Genomic DNA, 22,921 nt, shown 5'->3' with positions numbered 1-22,921 from the left:
CCTCCGAGTAGCGTCGGGGCCCCTGCGCAACGCAGGTGCCGAGGTCGACATCGACCGCCGAGGGGCGGCCGGCCATCGCGGCCGGCCGCCCCTCGGCATCTCGTCGATCGGCGAGGCGTGTCGTGGACCGTCCGTGTGCAGCGCTGCGCACGGATGCGAACCCGCGGGTGTGAGATTGCCCATTCCGCACCGCTCCATGTCAGCGTTCGGTTCTAATGTCCGACCAGGACACGGCCGCCACCGCCAAGGCTCTCCCCCAGAGCACCGGCACCACGTCCGGAGCACTCGGAGGACCACATGCTCGTCGGACGCGCGTCCGAGCTCGATGCCCTGCACCACCTCGCCCAGGACGCACTGGCGTCCTCCCGGGTGGTCTGGTTCCTCGGCCCTGAAGGAGTGGGAAAGTCTGCGCTCGCCGAGCGCACCGCGGAGCTGGCCGGCCGTCCGGTGCTCCGGGTCGACCTGTTCCCCGAGGACCGGCACAACCGGCGCTACGCCGTCGAGGCGATGGCAGCCCTGGTCGACATCGACCTCGGTAGCGCCCCGCAGGCCGAGGGACGGGGCGCGTCCGACCCGGTCGAGAGCATCCTGCGCGCGCTCGCGTCCCGCGGACCGGTCTGCATCCGGATCGAGGACGCGCAGTGGCTCGACGACGAGTCGCGAGCGATCCTCTGGCAGCTCGTCCGACGGCTGCTCGACCTGCCCGTCCTGCTCCTGATCACGAGTCTCGACGACGAGGACGACGGTGTCCTCTTCGACGGACTGCGCCTCCTGCTCAGGCTGCCGGAGCGCGGCAGGGTCGTGGCCGTCGAGCCGCTCGGCCGGGCCGCCGTCGCCGAGCTCGTGAACTCGGGCCTCGGAACCGCGGTCACCGGGTGGACTCTCGACCGGATCGTGGCGGTGACCGGTGGGTACCCGGCCCTGGTGATGTCGCTCGTCGATCAGCTGAGGCGCGCCGAGTCCATCGCCGGAATCCGCACGGTCCTGCGGTCCCTCGGCGAGCAGGCCGCAGGCAGCGGCCTGCTGCGACGGCACGCCACGCGGGTCCTGACCGACACCACGCCGGCCCTGCGCACCGGCCTGCTCGCGCTCGGGCTGGGCCGGCAGCTGACGATCCGCCAGGTCGCGCACGTGACCCGGGAGCGTGGCGCGTCGTCCGTCTCGACCGCGGAGCTCGTGGCGACGGGGCTCGTCGAGGTCGTCGGCGTCGATCAGCTGCGGCTGCGGTACCGGATGACCGAGTCGGTGATCGTCGACCACTTCTCGCCCGACGACATCGCGGCCACGCACCGCGTGCTCGGCAGCCTCCTCCGTGGGCCGCGTGGGCTCGAGCACCGGGTGGCGGGCGCGGATCGCTCCGACGTCCCCGAGCTGGTCGCGGAGCTCGGCGCAGACCTGGAGGACGCCTTCCGCCGCGGTGACCGCGAGACCATGTACGAGCGGGCCGTCCTCGCCGCCTCCCTCGATCCCGAACGGGTCCCGGACCTCGTCTTCGCTGCGATCTGGTCCAACCAGCCGTCCCGGCTGGCCGATCACGAGGACGCGATCGAGAACCTTCCGTGGTCGGCCGAGCGCCTTGTCGGCATGAGCTTCCTCGGCGCTGTGGACCTCGACATCAGCGGCACCGCGCAGCTCCTGGAGAGTGTGGAGATCTCCTCCCGCACCTCCGACCGGCAGCTGTTCCTCCTGGGCTACTGGGTGCTCCACGTCGCTGCCCGACGTGGCGCCGTCTCGCTCGCCGAGCTCGCCGTCGCGACCCGACCGGTTCTGCGTGAGCTCCGGGTGCGCGGGCGCAAGCTGGTCGCCGACGGCCAGCTTCGGTTCGGCGAGCGGTTCCTCGGTGACGCCCTGCTCCTCGAGCTGACGCTCGAGCACCTGTTCGACGGAGAGGTGCCGTTGATCGACCGGATCCCGCGCATGGAGGCTCTGCGCGCCACGGCGGCGGCAGACGGGCTCGCCGACGGGGTGCCGGAGGCCGGCATCATCATCGACCTCGTGCGCAACGCGGCCGGGGACACGGCCGGGAGCGTCGACCGGCTGACCGCCGTCCCTGCGACCATGAACCCCACGTTGAGGCTGGAGGCCGGCCTCGGTGCCGCCTACACCTGGTTCCTCGCCGGCGACTGGGCCGCCGCCCAGCGGGTGGCCGAGCAGGCGTCGGGGCTCGCGCTCGACCGCCTCATGCTCGACCACTGGCAGCGAGCCTCCGACCTGGCGCGCCTCGTCCCGGTGGTGCAGGGGACGACGCCGACGGTCCCGGAGGTCGAGCTGAGCCATCAGGCGGTGGCCGGTCCGCTGGGCGAGGCGCTGCGCGAGGTCGTCGGCGCGTGGAAGGGCGTGGCCCACGACGGCGACCCGAGCGCGACCGGCCGTGCGCTCGACCGACTGTGGGCGGCCGGAACCTTTGATCGTGCGGGCGCCTACCTCACGGGCGTCCTGCGGGTGCGTGCCCACGTCGCGGCCGGAGACCTCGAGGCCGCACGGGCTGCCCGGACCGACCTGGCCGCCGCGTCCTACACGGCGCTGGGAAAGGACTATGCGCTCACCCACGCCGATGCGCTCATCGCGGCGGCCGAGGCGGAGCAGCCCGTCGTCGCCCGCGCGGACTTCGCCGAGGTCGCCCGGCGACTGGCCGCGCACCTCGACGACCAGGGACCGAGCGGCCCCCACCTTCTCGGTGCCGTGCTCGCCGAGGACTGGGGGCTCGCGGTCCTCGCGAGCGTTGCCGACGGCGACCCGGCCGGATCCGGGGCAGGCGATGCCGGCGACCTCTGCCCACCGGACGAGCTGCGGCAGCTGCTCGGCGCGACGTGCGTGCTCCTGGCGACCGCGGGTGCGGGGGAGTGGCAGGCGCGCCTCGAGCGGGTGCGCGAGCGGCTGACGGAGTCGCCCTCCGTCCGGGGGGCGGCCGATGCCTGGTCGACCCTGACCGTGCGCGAGCGAGAGGTGGCCGGACTCGTGTCGGACGGCCTGAGCAACAGGCAGATCGCGACGACACTCTTCGTCACCGTCCGCACGGCCGAGTACCACGTGGGCAACATCCTCGCGAAGCTCGGGCTGGAGTCCCGGCAGGAGCTGCGCCGCACCGTCCTGGCCGCCGACGGCTGAGCCTTCCCGCCGGCTTACCTGTCCGGCAGGGTGACGACGAGCGTGTCCGTCGCGACGGCCTGGACGGGAAGCGGGTGGTCGGTGCTCGTCACCGTGTACACGAACGTGTACCTCAGGGCGCGGGTGTCGTCCTCGACGTCCCCGACCAGCACCGAGGCACCGGCCGTGGAAGGCAGCAGCACGTCGGCCCCGGACGCCGTGACGAAGGGCTGGGTGACGGCGTCGTCGGGGACCGACTGCCACCCGTCGACGGTGAGCCGGTCGACCTCGACCGTCAGGGAGGCGAGCAGGGTCGCGCCGGGCGCGTCGGCCCCGACGACGAGCGTGAGCGGCTTGGTGCCCGACGGCGACCACTCGTCGCGCGGGAGCGTGGACCAGTAGTCCACCTCCAGCACGGCCGCACCGGCGACGAGCTGCCGTTCCGCCGAGCCGGTCGCGAGGTCGTCCACGACGGTGGGCACGCCCGGCCCCGCGACGGGCGCCGGGGAGCTCGCCTCCTCCGAGTCCGAGTCCGAGTCCGAGTCCGAGCCCTCGCTCGCGGCGCCGTCGTCGGACCCGGCCGTGCTCGACGGGCCGACGACCGGCAGGTCGCCGTCGTCCGCCTCGTCCACGACGGTGCCTGCCTCCGAGGCCGACTCGCCCGTGGTGGTGCCCTCCTCGGCCGCCGCACTCGCCTCCCAGGGAGGCGTGCCGCACCCGCCGAGAGCAACCGCCGCGCCGAGGGCGATCAGTGCCAGGGCGGGGGCCCGCCGTCGCCGTCGCGTCATGTCGTCCACATCCTTCTCCGTGCGGGCGCGGCCTGCGGCGCCCGGTCGGAGCCACTCTGCGGTGTCCGGGCGTCCCGGCCTAGACCTCGGGCCACCAGTCTCCGGATCCCGGTGGCGGCGAGCCCCGACCCCGTACCGCACCTGGGGCAGACCCGTACGGCACCGGTGGTCGTCGACGAGGGATTCACGTGGTCCGGCGGAAGGAACTGGTGGTCGCGCACCTGGTCACCACACGCGTCGGGGCGCAGGATCGAGGCCGTCCCCCACGCTGGAAGGCCCCCGCCATGACCGCAGAACCGCTGCTCGCCCCGGCTCCCCCCGCCGCGCGAGCCGCCCGAGACGCCGCGACCGCCCCCGCCGCCCGCCTCGGCACGACCACGTATGCCCCAACGACCTCCTACGCCTCAATCACCCCCGTCGTCGACGTCGACCTCGACGCCGATGCCGGCCCCCGTGCCGACGTCGAGGAGATCCTGCGCTCTCGACCGGGGCAGCAGTACGCCGGTGCAGCGCTCGAGCTGTACGGCACCGCGCCGGACCCCGGCGCCGAGCGGCGTCCTGTCGTGGGCTGCGTGATCCCCGCGTACAACGAGGAAGGGTCGATCGCACGCGTGCTCGAGGCGCTGCTGGCGCAGACCCGGCTGCCGGACGTCGTGCACGTGATCATCAACAACACGACCGACGACACGTTCTGGGTCGCCCGCGAGTTCGCGGGACGGCACGAGCGGCGCTACCGCGGCGAGACGATGACCTGCGACGTGCACGTCCACGACGTCGGCCGGCTCGCGGACCGGAAGGTGGGCGCGCTCAACACCGGCTTCCGGTTCGTCCAGGACTGCGACTACTTCCTCGGTGTCGACGGCGACACGATCCTGCACCGTCGCACGCTCGAGCGCCTGCTCGCCGAGATCCGGTCCGACCGGCGGATCGGCGGCATCAGCGCGGTCTACTCGATCGACTTCGACGAGGGTGCGGGGCTCGACGAGAAGTTCCTCATCGCGGGGCAGCGGCAGCAGTTCGCCGGCTTCAACCTCCTCAACCTCCTGCGCGGCCGGAACATGGCCGTCATCGGTGGTCAGTGCTCGATCTTCTCCGTCGAGGCGCTGACGACCGTCCGTGACACGTACCGGCAGGGCGGGCCCTGGGTCTCCGACTCCGAGGTCGAGGACTCCCTGCTCTCGCTCCAGCTCAAGAGCACGGGATTCTCGACGAAGATCAGCGCGTCCGCACGTGCCGACGTCGGTCCCATGCTCAGCCTCAAGTCCCTGGACGCGCAGCAGGTCAAGTGGAACTACGGCGCGATCGACCTCATGTGGCCGGGCCAGCGCGGAAACACCACGGGGCATCCGTTCCATCCCAACCTGCGTCTGCGGTGGCTCGAGAACTGGCAGATGCTGTTCAACCTGCTGGTGCGCGTCGGGTTCGTCCTGCTGCTCGCCGCCTCGCTGAGCATCGGCGCGTTCACCTTCTACTGGTGGTGGCTCCTGCCGCCCGCGGTCTCGATCCTGCTCAACGTGCGCATCGCCCTGACCATGAAGGACCGGACGGTGAAGGACCTGCTGTTCGCCCTGCTGTTCGTGCCGGGCGAGATCTACATGTGGATCCGGATCGGCCACTTCGTCCGTGCGTGGACGAAGTTCCTCTCCAGGCAGGAGGTCGACAACTGGGGTGCGCAGGCTGCAGCCGAGTCGGGCAGGGCCAACAACGACTACCTGCGCCCCGTCGTCTACGGCGTCGTGCTGCTCGCGCTCCTCGTCGTCGGATGGCTGCAGCTCCCGCTGCTCGCCCAGGAGGTCGTGCTGTGGATCTGCTGGCCGGCACTGGCCATGGTCGCCGCGCTGCAGTCGGTGGAGATGCTCGTCCGGCTCCTGCGCCGGCACCGTGGTTTCCGGGTCTGAGCCGCACCGCTGATCCCACCCGCCGCGGCGGTCGGCGCTCTCGTCGCGTCCTCCCGGGGACGCGGCGGGTCCGCCCGTGCCCCGCCCGTGCGCCGACAGCGAAAAGGCCTCGGACGGGGGCAGGATCGCTGCCCCCGCGCGGTTAGGGTCCAGTGACGACCCGCGGTCGGCGCATCCGCACCGCCGCCCCCACCTTCGATCAAGGAGCTGCACGTGAGCGAACCGATCGCGCGCACCGAGGCCAGCGGTCTCGGCCTGAACGACAGCATCTACAACCGGCTGCTCAAGGAGCGCATCATCTGGCTCGGCTCGGAGGTGCGCGACGAGAACGCGAACGCCATCTGCGCGCAGATGCTCCTCCTCGCCGCCGAGGACCCGGACGAGGACATCTTCCTCTACATCAACAGCCCTGGCGGCTCGATCACCGCGGGCATGGCCATCTACGACACGATGCAGTACGTCAAGCCGGACGTCGCCACGGTCGGCATGGGCCTCGCGGCCTCGATGGGCCAGTTCCTGCTCACCTCGGGCACCAAGGGCAAGCGCTACGCCACGCCCCACGCCCGCGTGATGATGCACCAGCCCTCGGGCGGCATCGGCGGCACGGCCACCGAGATCAAGATCAACGCCGAGCTCATCCTCCACATGAAGAAGGTGCTCGCCGAGCTGACGGCCGAGCAGACCGGCCAGCCGCTCGAGCGCATCAACTCCGACGCGGACCGCGACCGCTGGTTCACCGCCGCCGAGGCGCTCGAGTACGGCTTCATCGACCACGTGGTCGACAGCGCCGCGTCCGTCACCGGCGCCGGCGGCACCGGGTCCGACGGCGACTCGTCCGACAAGTCCTGAGCCCCGCGACCACCTAAAGGAGTCCGAATGAACCTCCCCATCATGGGCCGCGCCGGCTTCGCCCCGAACGGCTCCACCACGCAGATGCCCGGCGGGACCGCCCCCCAGGGCCCGTCCTCGCGCTACATCCTCCCGTCGTTCGAGGAGCGCACCGCCTACGGCTACAAGCGGCAGGACCCGTACGCCAAGCTCTTCGAGGACCGCATCATCTTCCTCGGCGTGCAGGTGGACGACGCCTCCGCGGACGACGTCATGGCTCAGCTCCTCGTCCTCGAGTCACAGGACCCGGACGGCGTCATCACCATGTACATCAACAGCCCCGGCGGCTCGTTCACGGCGCTGACGGCGATCTACGACACGATGCAGTACATCAAGCCGGAGATCCAGACGGTCTGCCTCGGTCAGGCCGCCTCGGCTGCCGCCGTGCTGCTCGCCGCGGGCTCGCCCGGGCGTCGTCTCGCACTGCCGAACGCCCGCGTGATGATCCACCAGCCCGCGCTCGAGGGCGGCGGCTACGCGCAGGCCTCGGACATCGAGATCCACGCCAACGAGGTCCAGCGCATGCGCCAGTGGCTCGAGCAGACGCTCGCGCACCACACCTCGCAGGACATCGAGACCATCTCGCGCGACATCGAGCGCGACAAGATCCTCACCGCCCAGCAGGCGCTGGAGTACGGGATCGTCGACCAGGTGCTCGAGTCCCGCAAGAACACCGAGCCGGTAACCATCCAGAAGTAGTCCCGCGCGGCGCCCCCGGACCAGTCGGTCCGGGGGCGCCGTCGTGCGTACGGAGCCCTGCCCGACGCCGTCGCGAGGGGTCGTACGGAGGCTGCCCTTCGGCGTCGGGCACGTGTGTACGGAAGCCCGCCCGACGCCGTCGCGAGCGCCCGTACGGAGGTCTCTCTCCGGCGTCGGGCACCAGGGAGCGCAGGCCCGGGTGGCGTGCGCGACGAGGCGCGCCGGGCAAACGCAGGTGCCTCCCGGGCCGAGCGTGTGCGAAGGTTGAGCCGAGAGCCGTACCCAGCGGCGAGCGGCCCCGGACCGCGAACGAGACAGGAGGACCCGATGGTGCGAACTGGACCCGCCACGGCGGACCTCCTCACCTGTTCGTTCTGCGGGAAGAGCCAGAAGCAGGTCAAGAAGCTCATCGGCGGCCCGGGCGTCTACATCTGCGACGAGTGCGTCGAGCTGTGCAACGAGATCATCGACGAGGAGCTGGCCGAGCTCGGCGAGTCCTCGCTCGAGAACCTGCCCAAGCCGCGCGAGATCTTCGACTTCCTCGGCGAGTACGTGGTGGGTCAGGAGGACGCGAAGCGCGGGCTGGCCGTCGCGGTCTACAACCACTACAAGCGGATCCGCTCGCTCGACGAGAAGCCCGCCCCGGACGCGGTCGAGATCCAGAAGTCCAACATCCTCATGATCGGCCCCACGGGGACCGGCAAGACGTACCTCGCCCAGTCGCTCGCGAAGATGCTCGACGTCCCGTTCGCGATCGCCGACGCCACCGCGCTGACCGAGGCCGGCTACGTGGGCGAGGACGTGGAGAACATCCTCCTCAAGCTCATTCAGGCCGCCGACTTCGACGTGAAGAAGGCCGAGGGCGGCATCATCTACATCGACGAGATCGACAAGGTGGCCCGCAAGGCCGAGAACCCGTCGATCACGCGCGACGTCTCGGGCGAGGGCGTCCAGCAGGCGCTGCTGAAGATCATCGAGGGGACCTCCGCGGCGGTGCCGCCGCAGGGCGGGCGGAAGCACCCGCACCAGGAGTTCCTCCAGATCGACACGACCAACGTGCTGTTCATCGTCGCCGGTGCGTTCGCCGGGCTCGAGGACATCGTCAGCTCGCGCGTGGGCCGGCACGGCATCGGGTTCGGCGCCGCGCTCAAGGGGACCGAGTCCGAGGCGGACCTGCTGACGAAGGTCTCGCCCGAGGACCTGCACAAGTTCGGGCTCATCCCGGAGCTCGTCGGGCGCCTCCCCGTGACGGCGACCGTCAACGCGCTCACGCAGTCCGACCTCGTGACGATCCTGACCGAGCCGAAGAACGCGCTCGTCAAGCAGTACCAGCGGATCTTCGACCTCGACGGCGTCCAGCTCGAGCTCACCGACGAGGCGGTCGAGGCCATTGCCGAGCTCGCGCTCGAGCGGGGGACCGGCGCGCGCGGCCTGCGGGCGATCATGGAGAGCACGCTGCGCGAGACGATGTTCGACGTCCCCTCACGGGAGGATGTCGAGAAGGTCGTCCTCACCGGGGAGTCCGTCCGCAGCGGCCAGGCGCCGACCCTCGTGCTGCGCTCGAAGCGGCGTCGCCAGCAGCGCTCCGCCTGAGAGTTCCTGCCCGCCCTCGTTGACGGGACCAGGACATTCAACGAGGCGGACCCACAGTTCCATATCACCGTTGACCGACCGGCTTGGTCGCTGTTATGCTGCCGTCGTAGGCAACAGCGACGATGCCTAGTAAGGGGGAACTGTCAGATGCATGTCAACGGCGACAGGAACTGTTCAACGCATAGCGACGGTAGGGTCAAGTGGCGAAGAAGCATCATTCGAGCCGCAATCGCCGCCGCAGTTGGCGCGGGAGGAGTATTCGCGGTCGCGACACCTGCTAGTGCTGCGGTGGCAAAGGACGGGACTACACACTGCAACCCGGGGGCTCGTCCGGACGCGTACGTGCGGTACGAGGTGCGGGGCAACGCAAACGTACGCCCGCCGGGCAACGCAACAACGTACTTTGTCCGCTCCGGACGTCCTGCAAGCGAGTGGTGGAGTTCGGCGCGCCAGGGCATTGGTTCCGGAGGCTATTGGTACGTTTCGGGGCAATACTCTCTCGACGTGCCCGGCACCTACGGATACTGCTCGCCACCGTGATCAGGCCAGCTACTCGGGGCGTGCTCGGGGCATCGCTCGTTTTCCTACTCGCCGGGGCCACGGCGTGTGCGTCTGAGCAGGACGAATCAGGGAACGGAACCGAGGTGGCCACCGAATACTCTGGCACCGTTGCCGAGTACTACGGTGAGTTGGTCGAATGCATGGCAGACCGCGGCTGGGACTCCCGCGTGGAGATCGATCCCCAGTATGGCCGAATTATGGCAACGGATTCCGGTCGCGGGCGCTCGGACGCGGCACTCTCGGACGACACGTTCGCATGCACAGGGACGTTGGCGGCGGCACCCGTACTCGACTCGCCCGAACGCTACAGAGAGATCTATCCGATCCGTGTCGAACGGTACGAGTGCATGGTTGATGCGGACTTCCAGCCCGATCCACCTCCGTCGATCGAGACCTTCGTCGAGTCCGGGATGGGCGAGTCGCGGGCGTGGGAGCCGGTGTCCGGGCTTTCCGTGGGGGAGGCAATGCGAGCCGCAGAGGCGTGTCCGGTCGACCCGGACCAGTGGCTCTACTGATGGCGGCAGTTTCGCGGCGATGGCAGCATCCGCTCCCTCTTGTTGAATTCTGGCATCGGTGAGTGTGATGAATGCATGAGTGAACGCGGGTGGGACGGCCCGGCGTCGCTAGAGGGGGACGGGTGGTCGATCTGAGCGAGGAAGCCCGTCGTAGGCCGCGGCTGGTTGTCATCGTCCTGCTCGCGACGCTGTGCCTGGCCGCTGGCGCCGTCGTCGGCTGGGCGTTGCGGGAAGTGGTGGCACCGGCCAGCTCCGACGAAGAGGTGGAGGACCACACGGTCGTCGAGGTCGTTTACGGCGACGTCGGTTCCACACTGTCGCTGACGGCGAGCGCCTGGTGGCCCACCACTCCACTCGCCACGCCCGCCGCCACAGGAACTGTCACGGCGGTCGCGGCCGACCCCGGGGCACGCGTCGAGAGCGGAGATGTGGTGATCCGGGTCGACGAGCGGCCCGTGGTCGTCCTTGACGGCGCGGTGCCTGCATACCGCCTGTTGGCGGCCGGGGCCACGGGGGAGGACGTACGCCAGCTGCAGGTCTTCCTGGTCCGCGCCGGGTACCTGACCGGCGACCCGGACGGCACCTACGGCCCCACGACCGCCGCAGCGGTACGCGCGTGGCAGCGCGAGCTCGGCACCACCGTGACCGGCGAGGTGGCGGAGGGGTCTGTCATGTTCGTCCCGGGCCTGCCGGCACGTGTCCGCGCAGCCGAGGGCATCGACGTCGGAGTGCGCCTTGCCGGAGGTGAGTCCGTCCTCGAACGGTTCGAGGACGCACCGCGGATCGAGGTCGCGATTGCGGGGAACCAGGCCGACCTCGTGTCCGTCGGCTCGACGGTCGTGGTGGACGGACCGAGCTCGTGGTCCATGGTCGTCGACGCGGTGACGGAGGACGAGGCGGGCGGCCTTGTCGCGGTGCTGGCCGCTCCCGACGGCGGGCCGGCTTGCGGGACGACCTGCGGTGAGATTCCCGTCGAGGGGTTCACCACGTACCCCGCGTCGGTCGAGCTCGTCCCGTCGACGCCCGGCCCGATGGTGCCGGCGGCCGCGCTTGCCACTCGGGCTGACGGTTCCTACGTCGTCGTCGACGCGGGTGGGACCGAAGTACCGGTCGACGTGCTCGCGCAGGGCAGCGGCTACGCGGTCGTCGACGGCATCGAGCCCGGTGCCGAGGTACGGGTCCCCGGATGATGCTGGTGGCTGATGACATCGGCTTTGCCTACCCGCGATCCGCTCTCCTGTTCGACGGACTCGATCTCCGGGTGCCGGGCGGTGCGATGGTGGCGCTCACCGGTCGGTCGGGGACGGGCAAGTCAACCCTTCTCTACATGTTGGGGTTGATGGTGACGCCGACGGAGGGGCGGATCGTCGTCGACGGCAAGGTAGCCAGCGGCCTGAATGACGCAGCCCGGGCCCGGCTGCGAGCCGAACGATTCGGGTTCGTCTTCCAGGACGCGGCGCTCGACCCGACGCGGACCGTCCTGGACAACGTCGTTGAGCCCGCCCTTTACCGAGGGCACGATCCGCGTGCTGTTCGCGATGCTGCCGGCGACCTGCTCGACGAGCTCGGCGTCGACGTGCCGGTGGACCGCGTGCCAGGTCAGGTCTCCGGCGGACAGGCGCAGCGAATTGCGCTCGCTCGGGCACTGTTGCACAGGCCGTCGATCGTGCTCGCGGACGAACCGACCGGCAACCTCGACGACGAGTCCTCGGACACCGTGCTGCGCACGCTGCGCTCCCAGGCGGAACGGGGGGCGGCCGTCGTCGTCTCGACGCACGACGACCGAGCACGGGAGCACTGCGACCGGGAGCACGCGCTGTGACCGTGCGGGCGATCGTGCTGCTCCGCGAGGCGTGGGCCTGGGCGCGAGCCGAACGGATCGGCAGCATATTGACGGTGGTCCTCGTGGCCGGACTGTGCCTCTCCGTGCTCATGACGTCTGGACGGACGGTCGGCGTGGAGCAGCAGGTTCTCGCGACCATCGATGCCGCGGGCACCCGGACGATCGTGGTGCGGGCCGAGCCCGAAGCCGCCGTGACCTCAGACGCGGTCGAGCGGATCGCGGCAATCGGAACCGTCGAGCAGGTGGTGGGCTTCGGTCCGGCCCAGGACGTCCGTAGCGCGACCATCACTGGCGGTCCCGCCGTCGCCTCGCGGACGGTGCATGCCTCAGATCTCTCGGACATCCTCGGCCATCGCGCCGACGCGGTGCCCGGATCGATCCTGCTCACCGGCCGGGGCGCCCAGACACTGGGCCTGGCCGACGGCGTCGGCCCGGTCACGACCGCGAACGGGACCATCGCGGCCGTGGTCGGCACCGTCGATCGCCCCGAGTTCCTCGACGCTCTGGGCTCGACGGCCTATGTCGTGACCGATGAGCCTGGCCCACTCGCCATCGTCGTGGTGATCGCCGACGCCGTCGACGCCGTCGACCAGCTCGTCCCGGTCGTGCAGGCAGCCCTGATGACGCAGCAGCCCGGATCTGTCAACGTCACGACGTCCGAGGCGTTCGCGCAGGTACAGGCTGTCATCGGCGGACAGCTCGGCGGCTTCGGCCGAAGCCTCGTGCTGGGAATCCTCCTCGCGCTCGGCGTCCTCGTCGCAGGGTTGCAGTACGGGGTCGTAATGATCCGGCGGAAGGACTTCGGTCGGCGCCGCGCGCTCGGTGCGTCCCGGCGGCTCATCGTAGGCCTGCTCCTGCTCAGGACGATGCTGTGCGCCGGTGTCGGAGCCCTGCTCGGAGCCACGACCGGGCTGGGCGTGACACGGGCACTCGGCGATCCCGCGCCGGGACTCTCGTTCGTCGTCGCCCTCATGGTGCTCGCGATCGCTGTGTGCGTCGTCGGAGCGATTGCACCAGCAATCGTCGCCTCGAGACGCGAACCCCTCGTCGAGCTTCGCGTCCCTTGACGGCGCCCAGGTCCAGCGGCCTCGGCGTACTTGAGGAGACGCCGATCGAGGCGGCGGACGCCGATCTGGACCAGACCCGGGACGCTGCGTCGGCACGCGTGAATGCTCGCGTGCACCTCGCCGCCGACTTCGGCGACAGCCAGTTTCTGTCAACCCCGGTTGACAGAGGGGCGGCTGTCAACGTAAGTTGACAGCATGAGTCGACACGACACGACCGTTGCGGCGCAGGACCCGGACCCAAGGACGGGGCTGAGGGGTGTGCGTGCCATGCGCGAGCTGGCGGACCGGCTCGAGATCCTGCAGGTGGATCGCGCACGGGATCTCGGGTGGTCGTGGCAGGAGATCGCCGACGAGCTCGGTGTGAGCCGCCAGGCCGCCCACAAGAAGCACGGCCGCGGACGCTGAGGAGGACCGGACATGTTCGAACGATTGACCACGGACACCAAGGCCGCCGTGACGCGCGCGCAGGAGGTGGCGCGGGAGACCGGTGCGGAGCGCATCGAGACCAGGCACGTCGCCGTCGGCGTGCTGGAGGCCGACGGCGACGCCGCCCGCGCGTTGTCCGGTCTCGGCGTCGACGTCGCGGCGTGCAGGTCCGCGCTGATCGGTCGGCCGCCCGGCGTGGACCCCGAGGCGCTCGCCTCGGTGGGCATCGACCTGGACGCGGTGCGCGGGGCGACTGACGAGGTCTTCGGGGACGGCTCGCTCGACCGTGCCGACCACGTCGCCCGGATCCGTGTCAGGCGACGCGGGCACATGCCGTTCGCGCCGGCCGCGAAGGACGCGCTCCGGGCGGCACTCCGTGAGGCGGTGCGCCTCGGTGACAAGGAGATCACCGACCGGCACCTCCTGCTCGCGCTCCTGCGGGACGGAGAGGTCGCGGTGGCGCTCGACGACGGGGTCGACCGCCCGACGCTGCGCTGCACGCTCGAGGGGCGGCCGCCGCGATGTAGGTCTCGGCGACGGTCCGGTGCTCGAGGTCCGGGGCCCGGGCACCGTCTGCGCGCTCGAGGGTTGTCGGTCTACCGTGACGGGCATGAGCGACGAGCGCACCCCCGAGCCGGACGACCTGCCCGAAGGGCTGCGCTCAGCCCGCGCGACGATCGACAACATCGACGCCGCCCTCATCCACCTGCTGGCCGAGCGGTTCCGCTGCACGCAGGCCGTCGGGCGGCTCAAGGCGGAGCAGGGGCTCCCGCCCTCGGACCCCGGACGTGAGGAGCGCCAGGTGGCCCGCCTGCGCGCGAAGGCCGAGGAGGCCGGGCTCGACCCGGTGTTCGCCCAGAAGTTCCTCGACTTCATCATCGCCGAGGTGATCCAGCACCACGAGAGCATCGCGGACGAGCACGGGCGACCCTGACCCGGTCCGTCACGCCGAGTCGCGACGGGGCCGGGCCGCGAACGCGCCTACGATCGTCCGTATGGACGCTCTCAACCTCCGCTACGGCAAGGGTTTCCCGATCGCCTTCATCGTGATCGGTGCGCTGCTCATCCTCACCGGCGTGCTCGGCGAACGGTGGATCTCGCTGTTCCCCGGCATCGTCATGCCGATCCTCGGGATCTTCATGCTCATCAACCCGATGGCGCGCATCGAGCCGCACGAGGCCCAACAGAGGAGCCCCATTGGCATCGTGACCAAGCGGTTCCCGCTGCGGGGCCCGGCCGACCTGCGCGCCGAGGAGAAGTACCTCGTGCACGTGCCGACCGGCAAGAAGGTGGCATCCATCGGCTTCATGTCGAACAAGGAGGACGTCGCCGCGATCCGCGCGCGGTACGGCGGCGGCCAGCCGGGGATGCCCCTGCAGGGAGCTCAGGCGCAGCAGCAGTACGGTCAGGGCGCTCAGGGAGGCCCGCAGCAGGGCTACGGACAGCCGCAGCAGGGCATGCCCCCGCAGGGTGCCCCGCAGCAGGCCTACGGCCAGCCCCAGGGTGCACCGCAGCAGGCGTACGGCGTGCCGGGCCAGCAGCCGTACGGCCAGCCGCAGCAGGGCGGCATGCCCCCGCAGGGCGCACCGCAGCAGCCGCAGCAGGGCGGCGCGCCCCAGCAGCCGCAGGCCGGCGAGCAGGGCGGCTACTGGCAGCCGGGTCCGCCGCAGCAGGGTTGAGCCGGCGCGGACTGACCGCGTCGCCTCGGCCCGCAGGGGCGCGGTCACCCGGCGTACGGCCGTGGCGGGCCGAGGAGCGTCCCTACGATGGTGCGCATGCTGGCGTTGACGTACCACCGCGTCGTCACGCGGATCGTCGCCGCCGTCGGGATCGTGACCGTCGTCGTCGGGATCGTGACCGTCGTCGTCGGGCTCGTGCTCGGCGAGAAGCTGGTGTGGGCGATCGGGCTCGGTGTCGCCGTCCTCGGTACCGCCTACGCGGTCGCCAAGCCGCTCGTCATCGTCCCGGGCGAGGTGCGGGTGCGCCCCGTACCGACGTCGATGCTCACGAGGAGATACCCGATCCGTTCGGGCAGCGACCTCCTCGCCGACGAGAAGGGCCTGTGGTACCTCCCGGACGGGACGCAGCTCGAGAGCTGGGGCCCCTGGTGGAACACGGACGAGGTCGCCGCGATCCGCGCCGAGTTCGGACCGCACCGACACCCCTGGGGAGCTGACGGCAGGGGCGCGCCGCGAAGCACGCCCCCGCCGCCCCACTACTTGGCGTAGATCTTCTCGATCTCGTCGGCGAACTTCTCGTGCACGGGCGCGCGCTTGACCTTCGACGACGGCGTGAGCAGGTCGTTCTCGAGCGTGAAGTCGGTGTCGAGGATCGTCACCTTGCGGATCGACTCGGCCCGGCTCACGGCCCGGTTCGTCCGCTCGACGGCGCGGTCGATGGCAGCGACCACGTCTGGGTGCTTCGCGGCCTCGGCCACGGTCATCTCCGGAAGGTCGTGGTTGGTCAACCACTGCGGGAGCATCTCGGCGTCGAGGGTGACGAGTGCGCCGATGAACGGCCGCCCCTCACCGACGACGACCACCTGCGAGACGATCGGGTGGCCGCGCAGCCGGTCCTCGAGCACGGCGGGGGCCACGTTCTTGCCGCCGGCAGTCACGATGATCTCCTTGGCGCGGCCGGTGATCGAGAGGTATCCGTCGTCGTCGATGGCGCCGAGGTCTCCCGTGCGGAACCAGCCGTCCTCGGTGAAGGCCTCCCGGGTGGCCTCCTCGTTCTCGTGGTACCCGCGGAACACGTGCGGGCCGCTGATCTCGATCTCGTTCGTCTCCGAGATCCGCACCGACGTGCCGGGGTAGGCGGGGCCCACGGTCCCGATCTTGATGCGTCCGGGCAGGTTGACCGAGGTGGGTGCGCCCGTCTCGGTCAGGCCGTAGCCCTCGAGGACGACGAGTCCCATGCCGCGGTAGAAGTGGCCGAGCCGTGTGCCGAGCGGCCCGCCGCCCGAGACCGCGTACTCCAGCCGGCCGCCCATGACCTCGCGCAGCGTGGAGAACACGAGCCGGTCGGCGACCTTGCGCTGGGCGGTGAGCACCCGCCCGAGACCCTGGCCCGACTCCTCCGCGCGCGACGCCCGCTCGGCGACCTTCGCGGCCCACCGGAAGATCCGGCGCCTCACGGTGGAGGCGGACGCCTTGGCGTCGGCGGAGTTGTAGACCTTCTCGAACACGCGCGGGACGGCGAGGAGGAAGGTGGGGGAGAAGCTCTGCAGGTTGGGTACGAGCTGCTTGATGTCCGGGCTGTGGCCGAGCACCGCCCCGGAGTGCACGCACAGGATCGAGACGAACCGGCCGAACACGTGCGCGAGGGGGATGAACAGGAGGGTGCGCGCGTCGTCGCCCGCCACCACGTGCCGGAGGTTGGGGTCCGCCACGCCGTTGGACACCAGCGCGACGAAGTTGCCGTGGGTCAGCTCGACGCCCTTGGGGCGCCCCGTGGTGCCGGAGGTGTAGATGATCGTGGCGAGGTCCGCACCCGTGCGTGCCGCCGTGCGGGCAGACACCTCCTCGTCGGGGACGTCGGCGCCGCGGCGGACGAGCTCGTCGATCGCACCGTCGGCGAGGACAAGCGTCTCGCGCAGCGCGGTCGCGCTCTCGGCGCCCTCGGCGAGGACGGCGCCGCGCTCGGCGTCGTCGACGAACGCCATGCTCACGCCGGCATCGGTGAGGATCCACTCGCACTGCTCCGCCGAGGACGTCTCGTAGATCGGCACGGGAACGGCGCCCGCGGTCCAGGCCGCGAAGTCCAGCAGCGTCCACTCGTACCGGGTGGGGGACATGATGGCGAGTCGGTCGCCGAGCTCGACACCCGAGGCGACGAGCCCCTTCGCCACCTCGAGGACCTGCCCGTGGAACTCGGCGACCGTCACCGGGTCCCAGCTCCCGTCGGCTCCGGCAACCTCGAACAGCGTGGCGGAGCCGTTGGCCGCGAGCCGCGCCTCGAGCAGGTGCGGGATCGTCGTCGACGCGTCGAACTGGCCGCGAGCCTCCGTGCTGGACATGGTCAGGGTCATCGCGTCCTCCGTGGTCGCAGTGGGGGCAGGGGCCGACGGTGGCCGAGGCGGTGCGAGCCGTCCCGCCTCGGCCGAGGGTACGTGCTCAGGCCGCAGGTTCGAGGGAGTGGTCGGTGACGGCCGTGGTGTCGGCGCCGTCGGTGATCGTCAGTTCGCCGCGCACCTTGGCGGCGTCGCGCAGGTCGCCCGCGACGGACCGGACGAAGTCCGCGTCCGCGGTCGGCACCGCGAGGGTGACCGCGGCGAACGGCACCTTCTGGGAGACCTTGGCCTCCGACTTCACCTTGCGAAGCGCGGCCAGCGCGCGCCCCGCGGCGGCGACGAGCCCCGCGTCCGCGTCACCTGCGGCGGCCCGCAGCGCGTCGCCGGTGGGCCAGTCGGCCCCGTGCACGGACCCGTCGCGGTACCAGGTCCACACCTCGTCGGTCGCGAAGGGCAGGAAGGGGGCGAGGAGGCGAACGTACGTGTCGACGGCGAGCGCGAGCGCCGCGCGGGCAGACTCCTTGGCACCCGGCTCGGCGGTGCCCTCGCGGTCGTAGGCGCGCTCCTTGACGAGCTCGAGGTAGTCGTCGCAGAACGTCCAGAAGGACGACTCGGTGTGCTCGAGCGCCTTGGCGTAGTCGTAGGCGTCCAGCGCGGTGGTCGCCGCGGCCACGACGTCGGCGAGGCCGGCGAGCATCGCCTGGTCGACGTCGTGGGTGACGAGCGCCGGGTCGAGCTCGAGGTCCGCGTCCCCGCCCATGGTCAGGGCGAACTTCGAGGCGTTGAGGACCTTGATCGCCAGGCGGCGGCCGATCTTCATCTGGGAGACCTCGAACGCCGTGTCGACGCCGAGCTTCGCGGAGGTCGCCCAGTAGCGCACCGCGTCGGAGCCGTGCTCCTCGAGCAGCCCCATCGGCGTGACGACGTTGCCCTTGGACTTGCTCATCTTCTTGCGGTCCGGGTCGAGGATCCAGCCCGAGATCGCGGCGTCGGTCCACGGCAGCCCGCCGAACTCGAGGTGCGCGCGCACGACCGACGAGAACAGCCAGGTCCGGATGATGTCGTGGCCCTGGGGGCGCAGGTCCATCGGGTACACGCGCTCGAACAGGTCCTGGTCACGGAGCCAACCGGCGGCGATCTGCGGGGTGAGCGAGGAGGTCGCCCAGGTGTCGAGGATGTCCGGCTCGCCGACGAACCCGCCCGGCACGCCGCGCTGCGACTCCTCGTAGCCGGGGGCTGTGTCGGAGGTCGGGTCCACCGGCAGTGACGCCTCGTCGGGCACGATCGGGGACTCGTGGCGCACGTCGCCGTGATCGTCGAGCGGGTACCACAGCGGGATCGGCACGCCGAAGAAGCGCTGGCGGCTCACGAGCCAGTCGGAGTTGAGCCCGTCGACCCAGTTCTCGTACCGCGAGTGCATGAATCCCGGGTGGAAGCTGAGCTCGCGACCCCGGTCGAGGAGGTTCGTCCGCAGGTCCACCCCGTTGGTGTCCTCGTGCGCGCGCCCGCCGTTGCGGATGTACCACTGGCGGGAGGTGACGATCTCGAGCGGCTTGTCGCCGCGCTCGTAGAAGTTCGCCTTGCGCTGCGTCGGTGTGGGGTCGCCGAGGAGCTCGCCCGACTCCTTCGCGGCGGTGGCCACGGCCTCGCGTGCGGAGAAGGTGGTCTTCCCGGCGAGCTGCTCGGCGTAGAGCTCGGCGCCCGACCCGGACAGCCACTCGGGGGTGGCGCGCAGCAGCCGGCCGTCCCGTCCCACCACGGCGCGTGTGGCGAGGTCGAGCTCGCGCCACCAGATGACGTCGGTGAGGTCGCCGAAGGTGCAGACCATCGCGATGCCCGTGCCCTTGTCCGCCTCGGCGGTCGGGTGGGCGAGGACGGGGACCTCGACGTCGAAGAGCGGGGTGCGCACGGTCCGGCCGAACAGGAAGCGGTAGCGCTCGTCGTCGGGGTGCGCGACGAGGGCGACGCAGGCCGGCAGCAGCTCGGGGCGCGTGGTCTCGATGACGACGTCGGCACCCTCGTCGGTGTGGAAGGCCAGCTTGTGGTAGTGCCCGGGATAGTCGCGGGCCTCGAGCTCGGCCTGGGCCACGGCGGTCTGGAACGTGACGTCCCACAGGCCCGGCGCCTCGGACTGGTAGGCCTCGCCGCGGGCGAGGTTGCGCAGGAACGCCGTCTGGGAGGCGCGCTGGGCGTCGGCCCCGATGGTCTGGTACGTCTGGCGCCAGTCCACGGACAGGCCGAGGCGGCGGAAGACCTGCTCGAACGCCTCCTCGTCCTGCGAGGCCAGGCGCAGGCACAGCTCGACGAAGTTCTTCCGGCTCACCGGCACCTGGTCGGCCGCCTTGATCGACTTCCCGTCGGTGCCCTCGTGCGGGGGGACGAAGTCCTCGACGTAGGGCAGCGACGGGTCGCAGCGCACGCCGTAGTAGTTCTGCACGCGCCGCTCGGTCGGCAGCCCGTTGTCGTCCCAGCCCATCGGGTAGAAGACCGACCTGCCGGTCATGCGCTGGTAGCGCGCGAGCACGTCCGTCTGCGTGTAGCTGAAGACGTGGCCGACGTGCAGGGACCCCGAGGCCGTGGGCGGCGGGGTGTCGATCGAGAACACGTTCGCGCGCTCGGCGGTGCGGTCGAAGTGGTAGGTGCCCAGCTCGCTCCACCGGGCGTCGTGCCGCTCCTCCAGGCCGTCCGTCCGTACCTTGTCCGGCGCCACGGGTGCGGGAAGGCGGGCAGGCGGCGGGGTGGCGGACGCAGTGCTCATGGTGGTCGATTGTTCCACGCGGTGGGCCGTGCCCGGGTGGGTCAGGAGGTGGTGGGCGCGATACCCGCGAGCTCCTCGACCAGCTCCCGGATCCGATCCCCGCCGGAGACCGGTCCTCCCGCGAGCAGCCCGTCGGCGCCGAGGACCACCGCCGACGGCGCGCCGAGGATCCCGAGTCGGCGGTACCCGCCGCGGGCGTCACCCTCGGTGACGCGGACGTCGACGTGGGGCAGCCGACGGCGCCACTCGGGCAGGGCGGCGAGCAGGTACTCGCGCTCCCGGCCGATCAGCGGCATCCGCACGAGGAGCTGGGCGCGCTCGCGCGCGAGATCGGTCAGCTCGACGGCGCGGCCGTCGACGACGACCTGCCCCTTCGGGATCGGGCGGCGCAGGTAGGGGCGCCCGCCGCGGTCGGTGTCCCCGCCGTTGCCGGACAGACCCCACAGGTGGGCCACGAGGGCGACGGCGCCGGCGATGCCCAGGACGATCGGCGGGAGGTCGTCGATGGCCCACCAGCCGCGGACCCCCGCGACGACGGCGACCACCGCTGCGACGACGAGCGCGACGTTGAGCGCGAGGTGCGCCGGTCCGACGACGCGGTCGTCGTCCCAGCCGAAGCAGTGGCAGCCGAGCGGCTCCGGGGAGCGCCAGGCGCGCCACGAGACGACGAGATAGGTGGCGGTGAGCACCGCGGCGGCGAGCGCCGGGGCGACCAGCCACGGGCCGGGCACGGTGACGAGGGCGAGGCCGACGACGATCTCGGCGACGGCGTGCAGCCGGATCGTCGCCGGGCGGTGGGCCCAGCGGGGCAGCCCGAGGGCCGCCAGCTGGGCGGGCGCCGGAGGGCGGGCGACCTTGCCCGTGCCGGCCGCGAGCAGGACGACCGCGAGCGCGACGACCGCGGCCCCGAGGAGGTGGTCGACGGCGGCCGCGGGCATGGGGGCACCCTAGTTCGTCGGGGCGGGCGCGTACGGGGAGGGGGCGGCGGCTGCGAGGTCCTCGGCGAGCTGTGCGATGGCGCGCGGACCGCGCACCGGTCCGCCGGCCGTGCGGCCGTCGGTGCCGAGGACGACGGCGAACGGGCGGTCCCGGCGAGGCAGCCCGAGGCGTGAGGGCTTCTTCTCGTCGATGACGTGGATGTCGAGGTGGGGGAGCCGGCTGCGCCACTGGGGGAGGATCCGGCTCAGGTGGCTCTGGTTCTCTGGGTCGCGGGGCGCCTGGACGAGGAGGACGTCGCGGCCGCGAAGGAGGTCGCCCGGATCGATCTCCTTGCCGTCGATCGTGGCGGGCCGGCCGTCGATGGTGGGCGCGCCGACGGGGTTCTCCCAGCGCCGGTACGTCCGGCCGCTCGCGGCGACCATCGCGGGAAGGCGGCCCCGGTGGACGAGGACGGCGACCTCTCCGGCGACGAGGAATATGACGAACCCCCAGCGCACGGAGGAGTTCGCGATGAACGACCATCCGCCGAGCCCCGCCGCGACGGTCGCGACCGAGCAGATCAGCATGGCCACCGCGAGGAGCATGTGGCGCCGGTCGGCCGGGCGGTCGTCCCTCCAGCCCACAAGGTAGGCGGCGCCCGGCTCGGGCGCGCGGCGCGCGCGAACGACGGCGCACAGCGCGGCGAGGGAGACGACGGTGCTGATCCCACCGGCGAGGGCAAGACCCCAGCCGGACGAGAGGAGGATTCCCGCGGCGAGCGCCACGGCCACCGCGGCCCGGAGCTCGGTGACGGACCGGCGACTGGCCCAGCCGGGGACGCCGAGCCGTGCGAGCCCGTCGTGCGACGGGTCCTTCCCGATCGAGAGGATCGCCGTCAGGAGCAGGGTGCAGGCGAGGAACGTGGACAGCGCCCCGAGGGCCGCGAGTGCGAGGTCGGTGTCCATGCCCGCAACCTATCGACGAGGCGGTGCACGGCGCCCGGGTCCCGGTGGGCCTCCCTCCCCGGTCAGAGGTCCCCGGTGTGACCCGCCGTGACGGCCGCCATCTGTCGAGAGTGCGGCTCAGGCGCCGGTCACTACTGGTCGAGAGTGCGGCTCAGGCGCCGGTCACTACTGGTCGAGCGTGCGGCTCAGGCGCCGGCCGCGTCGACGACCTTGGCGAGCAGCGCGTGCAGCTGGGCTGACTCCGCCTCGTCGAGGGGGGCGAGCAGCTCGGCGCCGTGCGTGGCACGTGCGGCGGCGACCTCGTCGGCGAGACTCAGCCCGGCGTCGGTGGGCACGACGAGGATCGCGCGACGGTCGGTCGGGCTCGGCGTGCGGCGGACGAGGCCCTTGTCCTCGAGGGAGTCGACGACCTCGGTCGCCGAGCGCGGGGCGATGCGCAGCCGGGCAGCGACGTCGGCGAGGCGGGCGCCCCCGTCGGCGGAGATCGCGGCCTTCAGCGCGCGGAACTCGTGGGGCGAGGGGCCGTGCGGCTCGAGCGTCTCCATCCACCGGCGGCGGACCTGGCGGGCGGCCCGGACGATGAGCTCGTAGGTGTCGGGCTCGTGGGAGTGCGCGTGGCCGGCGCCGTGCCCGTGCTCGGCATCGTGGGTGTGGCCGCCCGGGTGCTTGTGGGCGGGCGGGTGCGCGTGCCCACCAGGTGCTCGCTCAGCCGGGCTCGCGGGCTCCTTGGGGGACGTTCGGCGGTTCACGGGAATATCGTAGCCCCCTGGCGAGTTACCCTCATCGTGAGGTAACCTCACCATATGGCTCCGGCGTGGCCGTCACCCCGCCGTCGAGCCCGACGTCTCCTACAGCACAGGAGGTGGTGCGCCATGGCAGCACCCCAGAACTTCTCCACCCATA

Annotated in this window: 19 protein-coding genes and 1 pseudogene; 14 read left to right on the top strand and 6 right to left on the bottom strand. The window is 71.5% G+C overall.

The window, feature by feature from the left end:
* Window positions 1-297 precede the first annotated feature (297 nt).
* Window positions 298-3,108, top strand: a complete 2,811-nt coding sequence (locus ACPYO6_RS10910) for a helix-turn-helix transcriptional regulator (protein ID WP_425714893.1) — start codon at window positions 298-300, stop codon at window positions 3,106-3,108.
* A gap of 14 nt (window positions 3,109-3,122) precedes the next feature.
* Here ACPYO6_RS10910 and ACPYO6_RS10905 read toward each other — a convergent pair whose 3' ends face one another.
* Entirely contained in the window at window positions 3,123-3,875 is a 753-nt protein-coding gene (locus tag ACPYO6_RS10905) for a hypothetical protein (RefSeq protein ID WP_425714892.1), read from the bottom strand.
* A 284-nt stretch (window positions 3,876-4,159) separates the two neighbouring features.
* Between ACPYO6_RS10905 and ACPYO6_RS10900 the strand changes: the two genes are divergently transcribed.
* The 13 genes and pseudogenes from ACPYO6_RS10900 (at window position 4,160) to ACPYO6_RS10840 (ending at window position 15,593) form a co-directional block, all read left to right on the top strand.
* Complete coding sequence (locus tag ACPYO6_RS10900; RefSeq protein ID WP_425714891.1) at window positions 4,160-5,773, top strand: glycosyltransferase family 2 protein; 1,614 nt, start codon at window positions 4,160-4,162, stop codon at window positions 5,771-5,773.
* Window positions 5,774-5,986: 213 nt separating this feature from the next.
* Entirely contained in the window at window positions 5,987-6,622 is a 636-nt protein-coding gene (locus tag ACPYO6_RS10895; protein ID WP_425714890.1) for an ATP-dependent Clp protease proteolytic subunit, read from the top strand.
* Between the two features lie 27 nt (window positions 6,623-6,649).
* Window positions 6,650-7,360: an ATP-dependent Clp protease proteolytic subunit gene (locus tag ACPYO6_RS10890; RefSeq protein ID WP_425714889.1), complete on the top strand. Its 711-nt coding sequence runs from the start codon at window positions 6,650-6,652 to the stop codon at window positions 7,358-7,360.
* A gap of 327 nt (window positions 7,361-7,687) precedes the next feature.
* Window positions 7,688-8,953, top strand: a complete 1,266-nt coding sequence (gene clpX, locus ACPYO6_RS10885) for an ATP-dependent Clp protease ATP-binding subunit ClpX (protein WP_425714888.1) — start codon at window positions 7,688-7,690, stop codon at window positions 8,951-8,953.
* A gap of 644 nt (window positions 8,954-9,597) precedes the next feature.
* The gene (locus tag ACPYO6_RS10880; protein ID WP_425714887.1) at window positions 9,598-10,029 is read left to right on the top strand and encodes a hypothetical protein; all 432 of its coding nucleotides are present in this window, start codon (window positions 9,598-9,600) and stop codon (window positions 10,027-10,029) included.
* A 122-nt stretch (window positions 10,030-10,151) separates the two neighbouring features.
* Complete coding sequence (locus ACPYO6_RS10875; protein WP_425714886.1) at window positions 10,152-11,219, top strand: peptidoglycan-binding domain-containing protein; 1,068 nt, start codon at window positions 10,152-10,154, stop codon at window positions 11,217-11,219.
* Window positions 11,216-11,851, top strand: a complete 636-nt coding sequence (locus ACPYO6_RS10870; RefSeq protein ID WP_425714885.1) for an ABC transporter ATP-binding protein — start codon at window positions 11,216-11,218, stop codon at window positions 11,849-11,851. The genes ACPYO6_RS10875 and ACPYO6_RS10870 overlap by 4 nt, the downstream gene beginning before the upstream one ends.
* On the top strand, window positions 11,848-12,939 hold the full coding sequence (locus ACPYO6_RS10865) for an ABC transporter permease (RefSeq protein ID WP_425714884.1): 1,092 nt from the start codon (window positions 11,848-11,850) through the stop codon (window positions 12,937-12,939). The genes ACPYO6_RS10870 and ACPYO6_RS10865 overlap by 4 nt, the downstream gene beginning before the upstream one ends.
* Window positions 12,940-13,134: 195 nt before the next feature.
* Entirely contained in the window at window positions 13,135-13,344 is a 210-nt protein-coding gene (locus ACPYO6_RS10860; protein WP_425714883.1) for an RNA polymerase subunit sigma-70, read from the top strand.
* 12 nt (window positions 13,345-13,356) lie between these two features.
* A pseudogene (locus ACPYO6_RS10855) lies at window positions 13,357-13,803 on the top strand (Clp protease N-terminal domain-containing protein); the annotation flags it as partial.
* Between the two features lie 172 nt (window positions 13,804-13,975).
* The gene (locus ACPYO6_RS10850; RefSeq protein WP_425714882.1) at window positions 13,976-14,299 is read left to right on the top strand and encodes a chorismate mutase; all 324 of its coding nucleotides are present in this window, start codon (window positions 13,976-13,978) and stop codon (window positions 14,297-14,299) included.
* A gap of 61 nt (window positions 14,300-14,360) precedes the next feature.
* Window positions 14,361-15,044, top strand: coding sequence for a hypothetical protein (locus ACPYO6_RS10845; RefSeq protein ID WP_425714881.1), 684 nt, complete (start codon window positions 14,361-14,363; stop codon window positions 15,042-15,044).
* A gap of 96 nt (window positions 15,045-15,140) precedes the next feature.
* Complete coding sequence (locus ACPYO6_RS10840; RefSeq protein WP_425714880.1) at window positions 15,141-15,593, top strand: hypothetical protein; 453 nt, start codon at window positions 15,141-15,143, stop codon at window positions 15,591-15,593.
* Here the strand turns inward: ACPYO6_RS10840 and ACPYO6_RS10835 are convergent.
* From ACPYO6_RS10835 to ACPYO6_RS10815, 5 genes are all read right to left on the bottom strand, one after another.
* Entirely contained in the window at window positions 15,581-17,395 is a 1,815-nt protein-coding gene (locus tag ACPYO6_RS10835; RefSeq protein WP_425714879.1) for an AMP-dependent synthetase/ligase, read from the bottom strand. The two genes, ACPYO6_RS10840 and ACPYO6_RS10835, sit on opposite strands and share 13 nt — an antisense overlap.
* Before the next feature lie 85 nt (window positions 17,396-17,480).
* Window positions 17,481-20,135, bottom strand: coding sequence for a valine--tRNA ligase (gene valS, locus ACPYO6_RS10830; protein ID WP_425714878.1), 2,655 nt, complete (start codon window positions 20,133-20,135; stop codon window positions 17,481-17,483).
* Window positions 20,136-20,176: 41 nt separating this feature from the next.
* A complete protein-coding gene (locus tag ACPYO6_RS10825) occupies window positions 20,177-21,073 on the bottom strand; it encodes a MauE/DoxX family redox-associated membrane protein (RefSeq protein WP_425714877.1) in 897 nt (298 codons plus the stop codon).
* 9 nt (window positions 21,074-21,082) lie between these two features.
* Window positions 21,083-22,018 (bottom strand): hypothetical protein, encoded by a 936-nt coding sequence (locus tag ACPYO6_RS10820; RefSeq protein WP_425714876.1) that lies wholly within the window; start codon window positions 22,016-22,018, stop codon window positions 21,083-21,085.
* A gap of 185 nt (window positions 22,019-22,203) precedes the next feature.
* Window positions 22,204-22,767: a MarR family transcriptional regulator gene (locus ACPYO6_RS10815; protein WP_425714875.1), complete on the bottom strand. Its 564-nt coding sequence runs from the start codon at window positions 22,765-22,767 to the stop codon at window positions 22,204-22,206.
* Between the last annotated feature and the right edge of the window lie 154 nt (window positions 22,768-22,921).

Origin of the sequence: Georgenia sp. Z1344 (assembly GCF_049856295.1) — a bacterium.
GTDB lineage: Bacteria > Actinomycetota > Actinomycetes > Actinomycetales > Actinomycetaceae > JB111.
This window is presented reverse-complemented; position numbering and strand designations above follow the sequence as displayed.

Coding starts and splice junctions, on each gene's coding strand:
- ACPYO6_RS10910 (WP_425714893.1), top strand. CDS start 298: ATGCTCGTCGGACGCGCGTCCGAGCTCGATGCCCTGCACCACCTCGCC.
- ACPYO6_RS10905 (WP_425714892.1), bottom strand. CDS start 3,875: ATGACGCGACGGCGACGGCGGGCCCCCGCCCTGGCACTGATCGCCCTC.
- ACPYO6_RS10900 (WP_425714891.1), top strand. CDS start 4,160: ATGACCGCAGAACCGCTGCTCGCCCCGGCTCCCCCCGCCGCGCGAGCC.
- ACPYO6_RS10890 (WP_425714889.1), top strand. CDS start 6,650: ATGAACCTCCCCATCATGGGCCGCGCCGGCTTCGCCCCGAACGGCTCC.
- clpX (WP_425714888.1), top strand. CDS start 7,688: ATGGTGCGAACTGGACCCGCCACGGCGGACCTCCTCACCTGTTCGTTC.
- ACPYO6_RS10870 (WP_425714885.1), top strand. CDS start 11,216: ATGATGCTGGTGGCTGATGACATCGGCTTTGCCTACCCGCGATCCGCT.
- ACPYO6_RS10860 (WP_425714883.1), top strand. CDS start 13,135: ATGAGTCGACACGACACGACCGTTGCGGCGCAGGACCCGGACCCAAGG.
- ACPYO6_RS10850 (WP_425714882.1), top strand. CDS start 13,976: ATGAGCGACGAGCGCACCCCCGAGCCGGACGACCTGCCCGAAGGGCTG.
- ACPYO6_RS10845 (WP_425714881.1), top strand. CDS start 14,361: ATGGACGCTCTCAACCTCCGCTACGGCAAGGGTTTCCCGATCGCCTTC.
- ACPYO6_RS10840 (WP_425714880.1), top strand. CDS start 15,141: ATGCTGGCGTTGACGTACCACCGCGTCGTCACGCGGATCGTCGCCGCC.
- ACPYO6_RS10835 (WP_425714879.1), bottom strand. CDS start 17,395: ATGACCCTGACCATGTCCAGCACGGAGGCTCGCGGCCAGTTCGACGCG.
- valS (WP_425714878.1), bottom strand. CDS start 20,135: ATGAGCACTGCGTCCGCCACCCCGCCGCCTGCCCGCCTTCCCGCACCC.
- ACPYO6_RS10825 (WP_425714877.1), bottom strand. CDS start 21,073: ATGCCCGCGGCCGCCGTCGACCACCTCCTCGGGGCCGCGGTCGTCGCG.
- ACPYO6_RS10820 (WP_425714876.1), bottom strand. CDS start 22,018: ATGGACACCGACCTCGCACTCGCGGCCCTCGGGGCGCTGTCCACGTTC.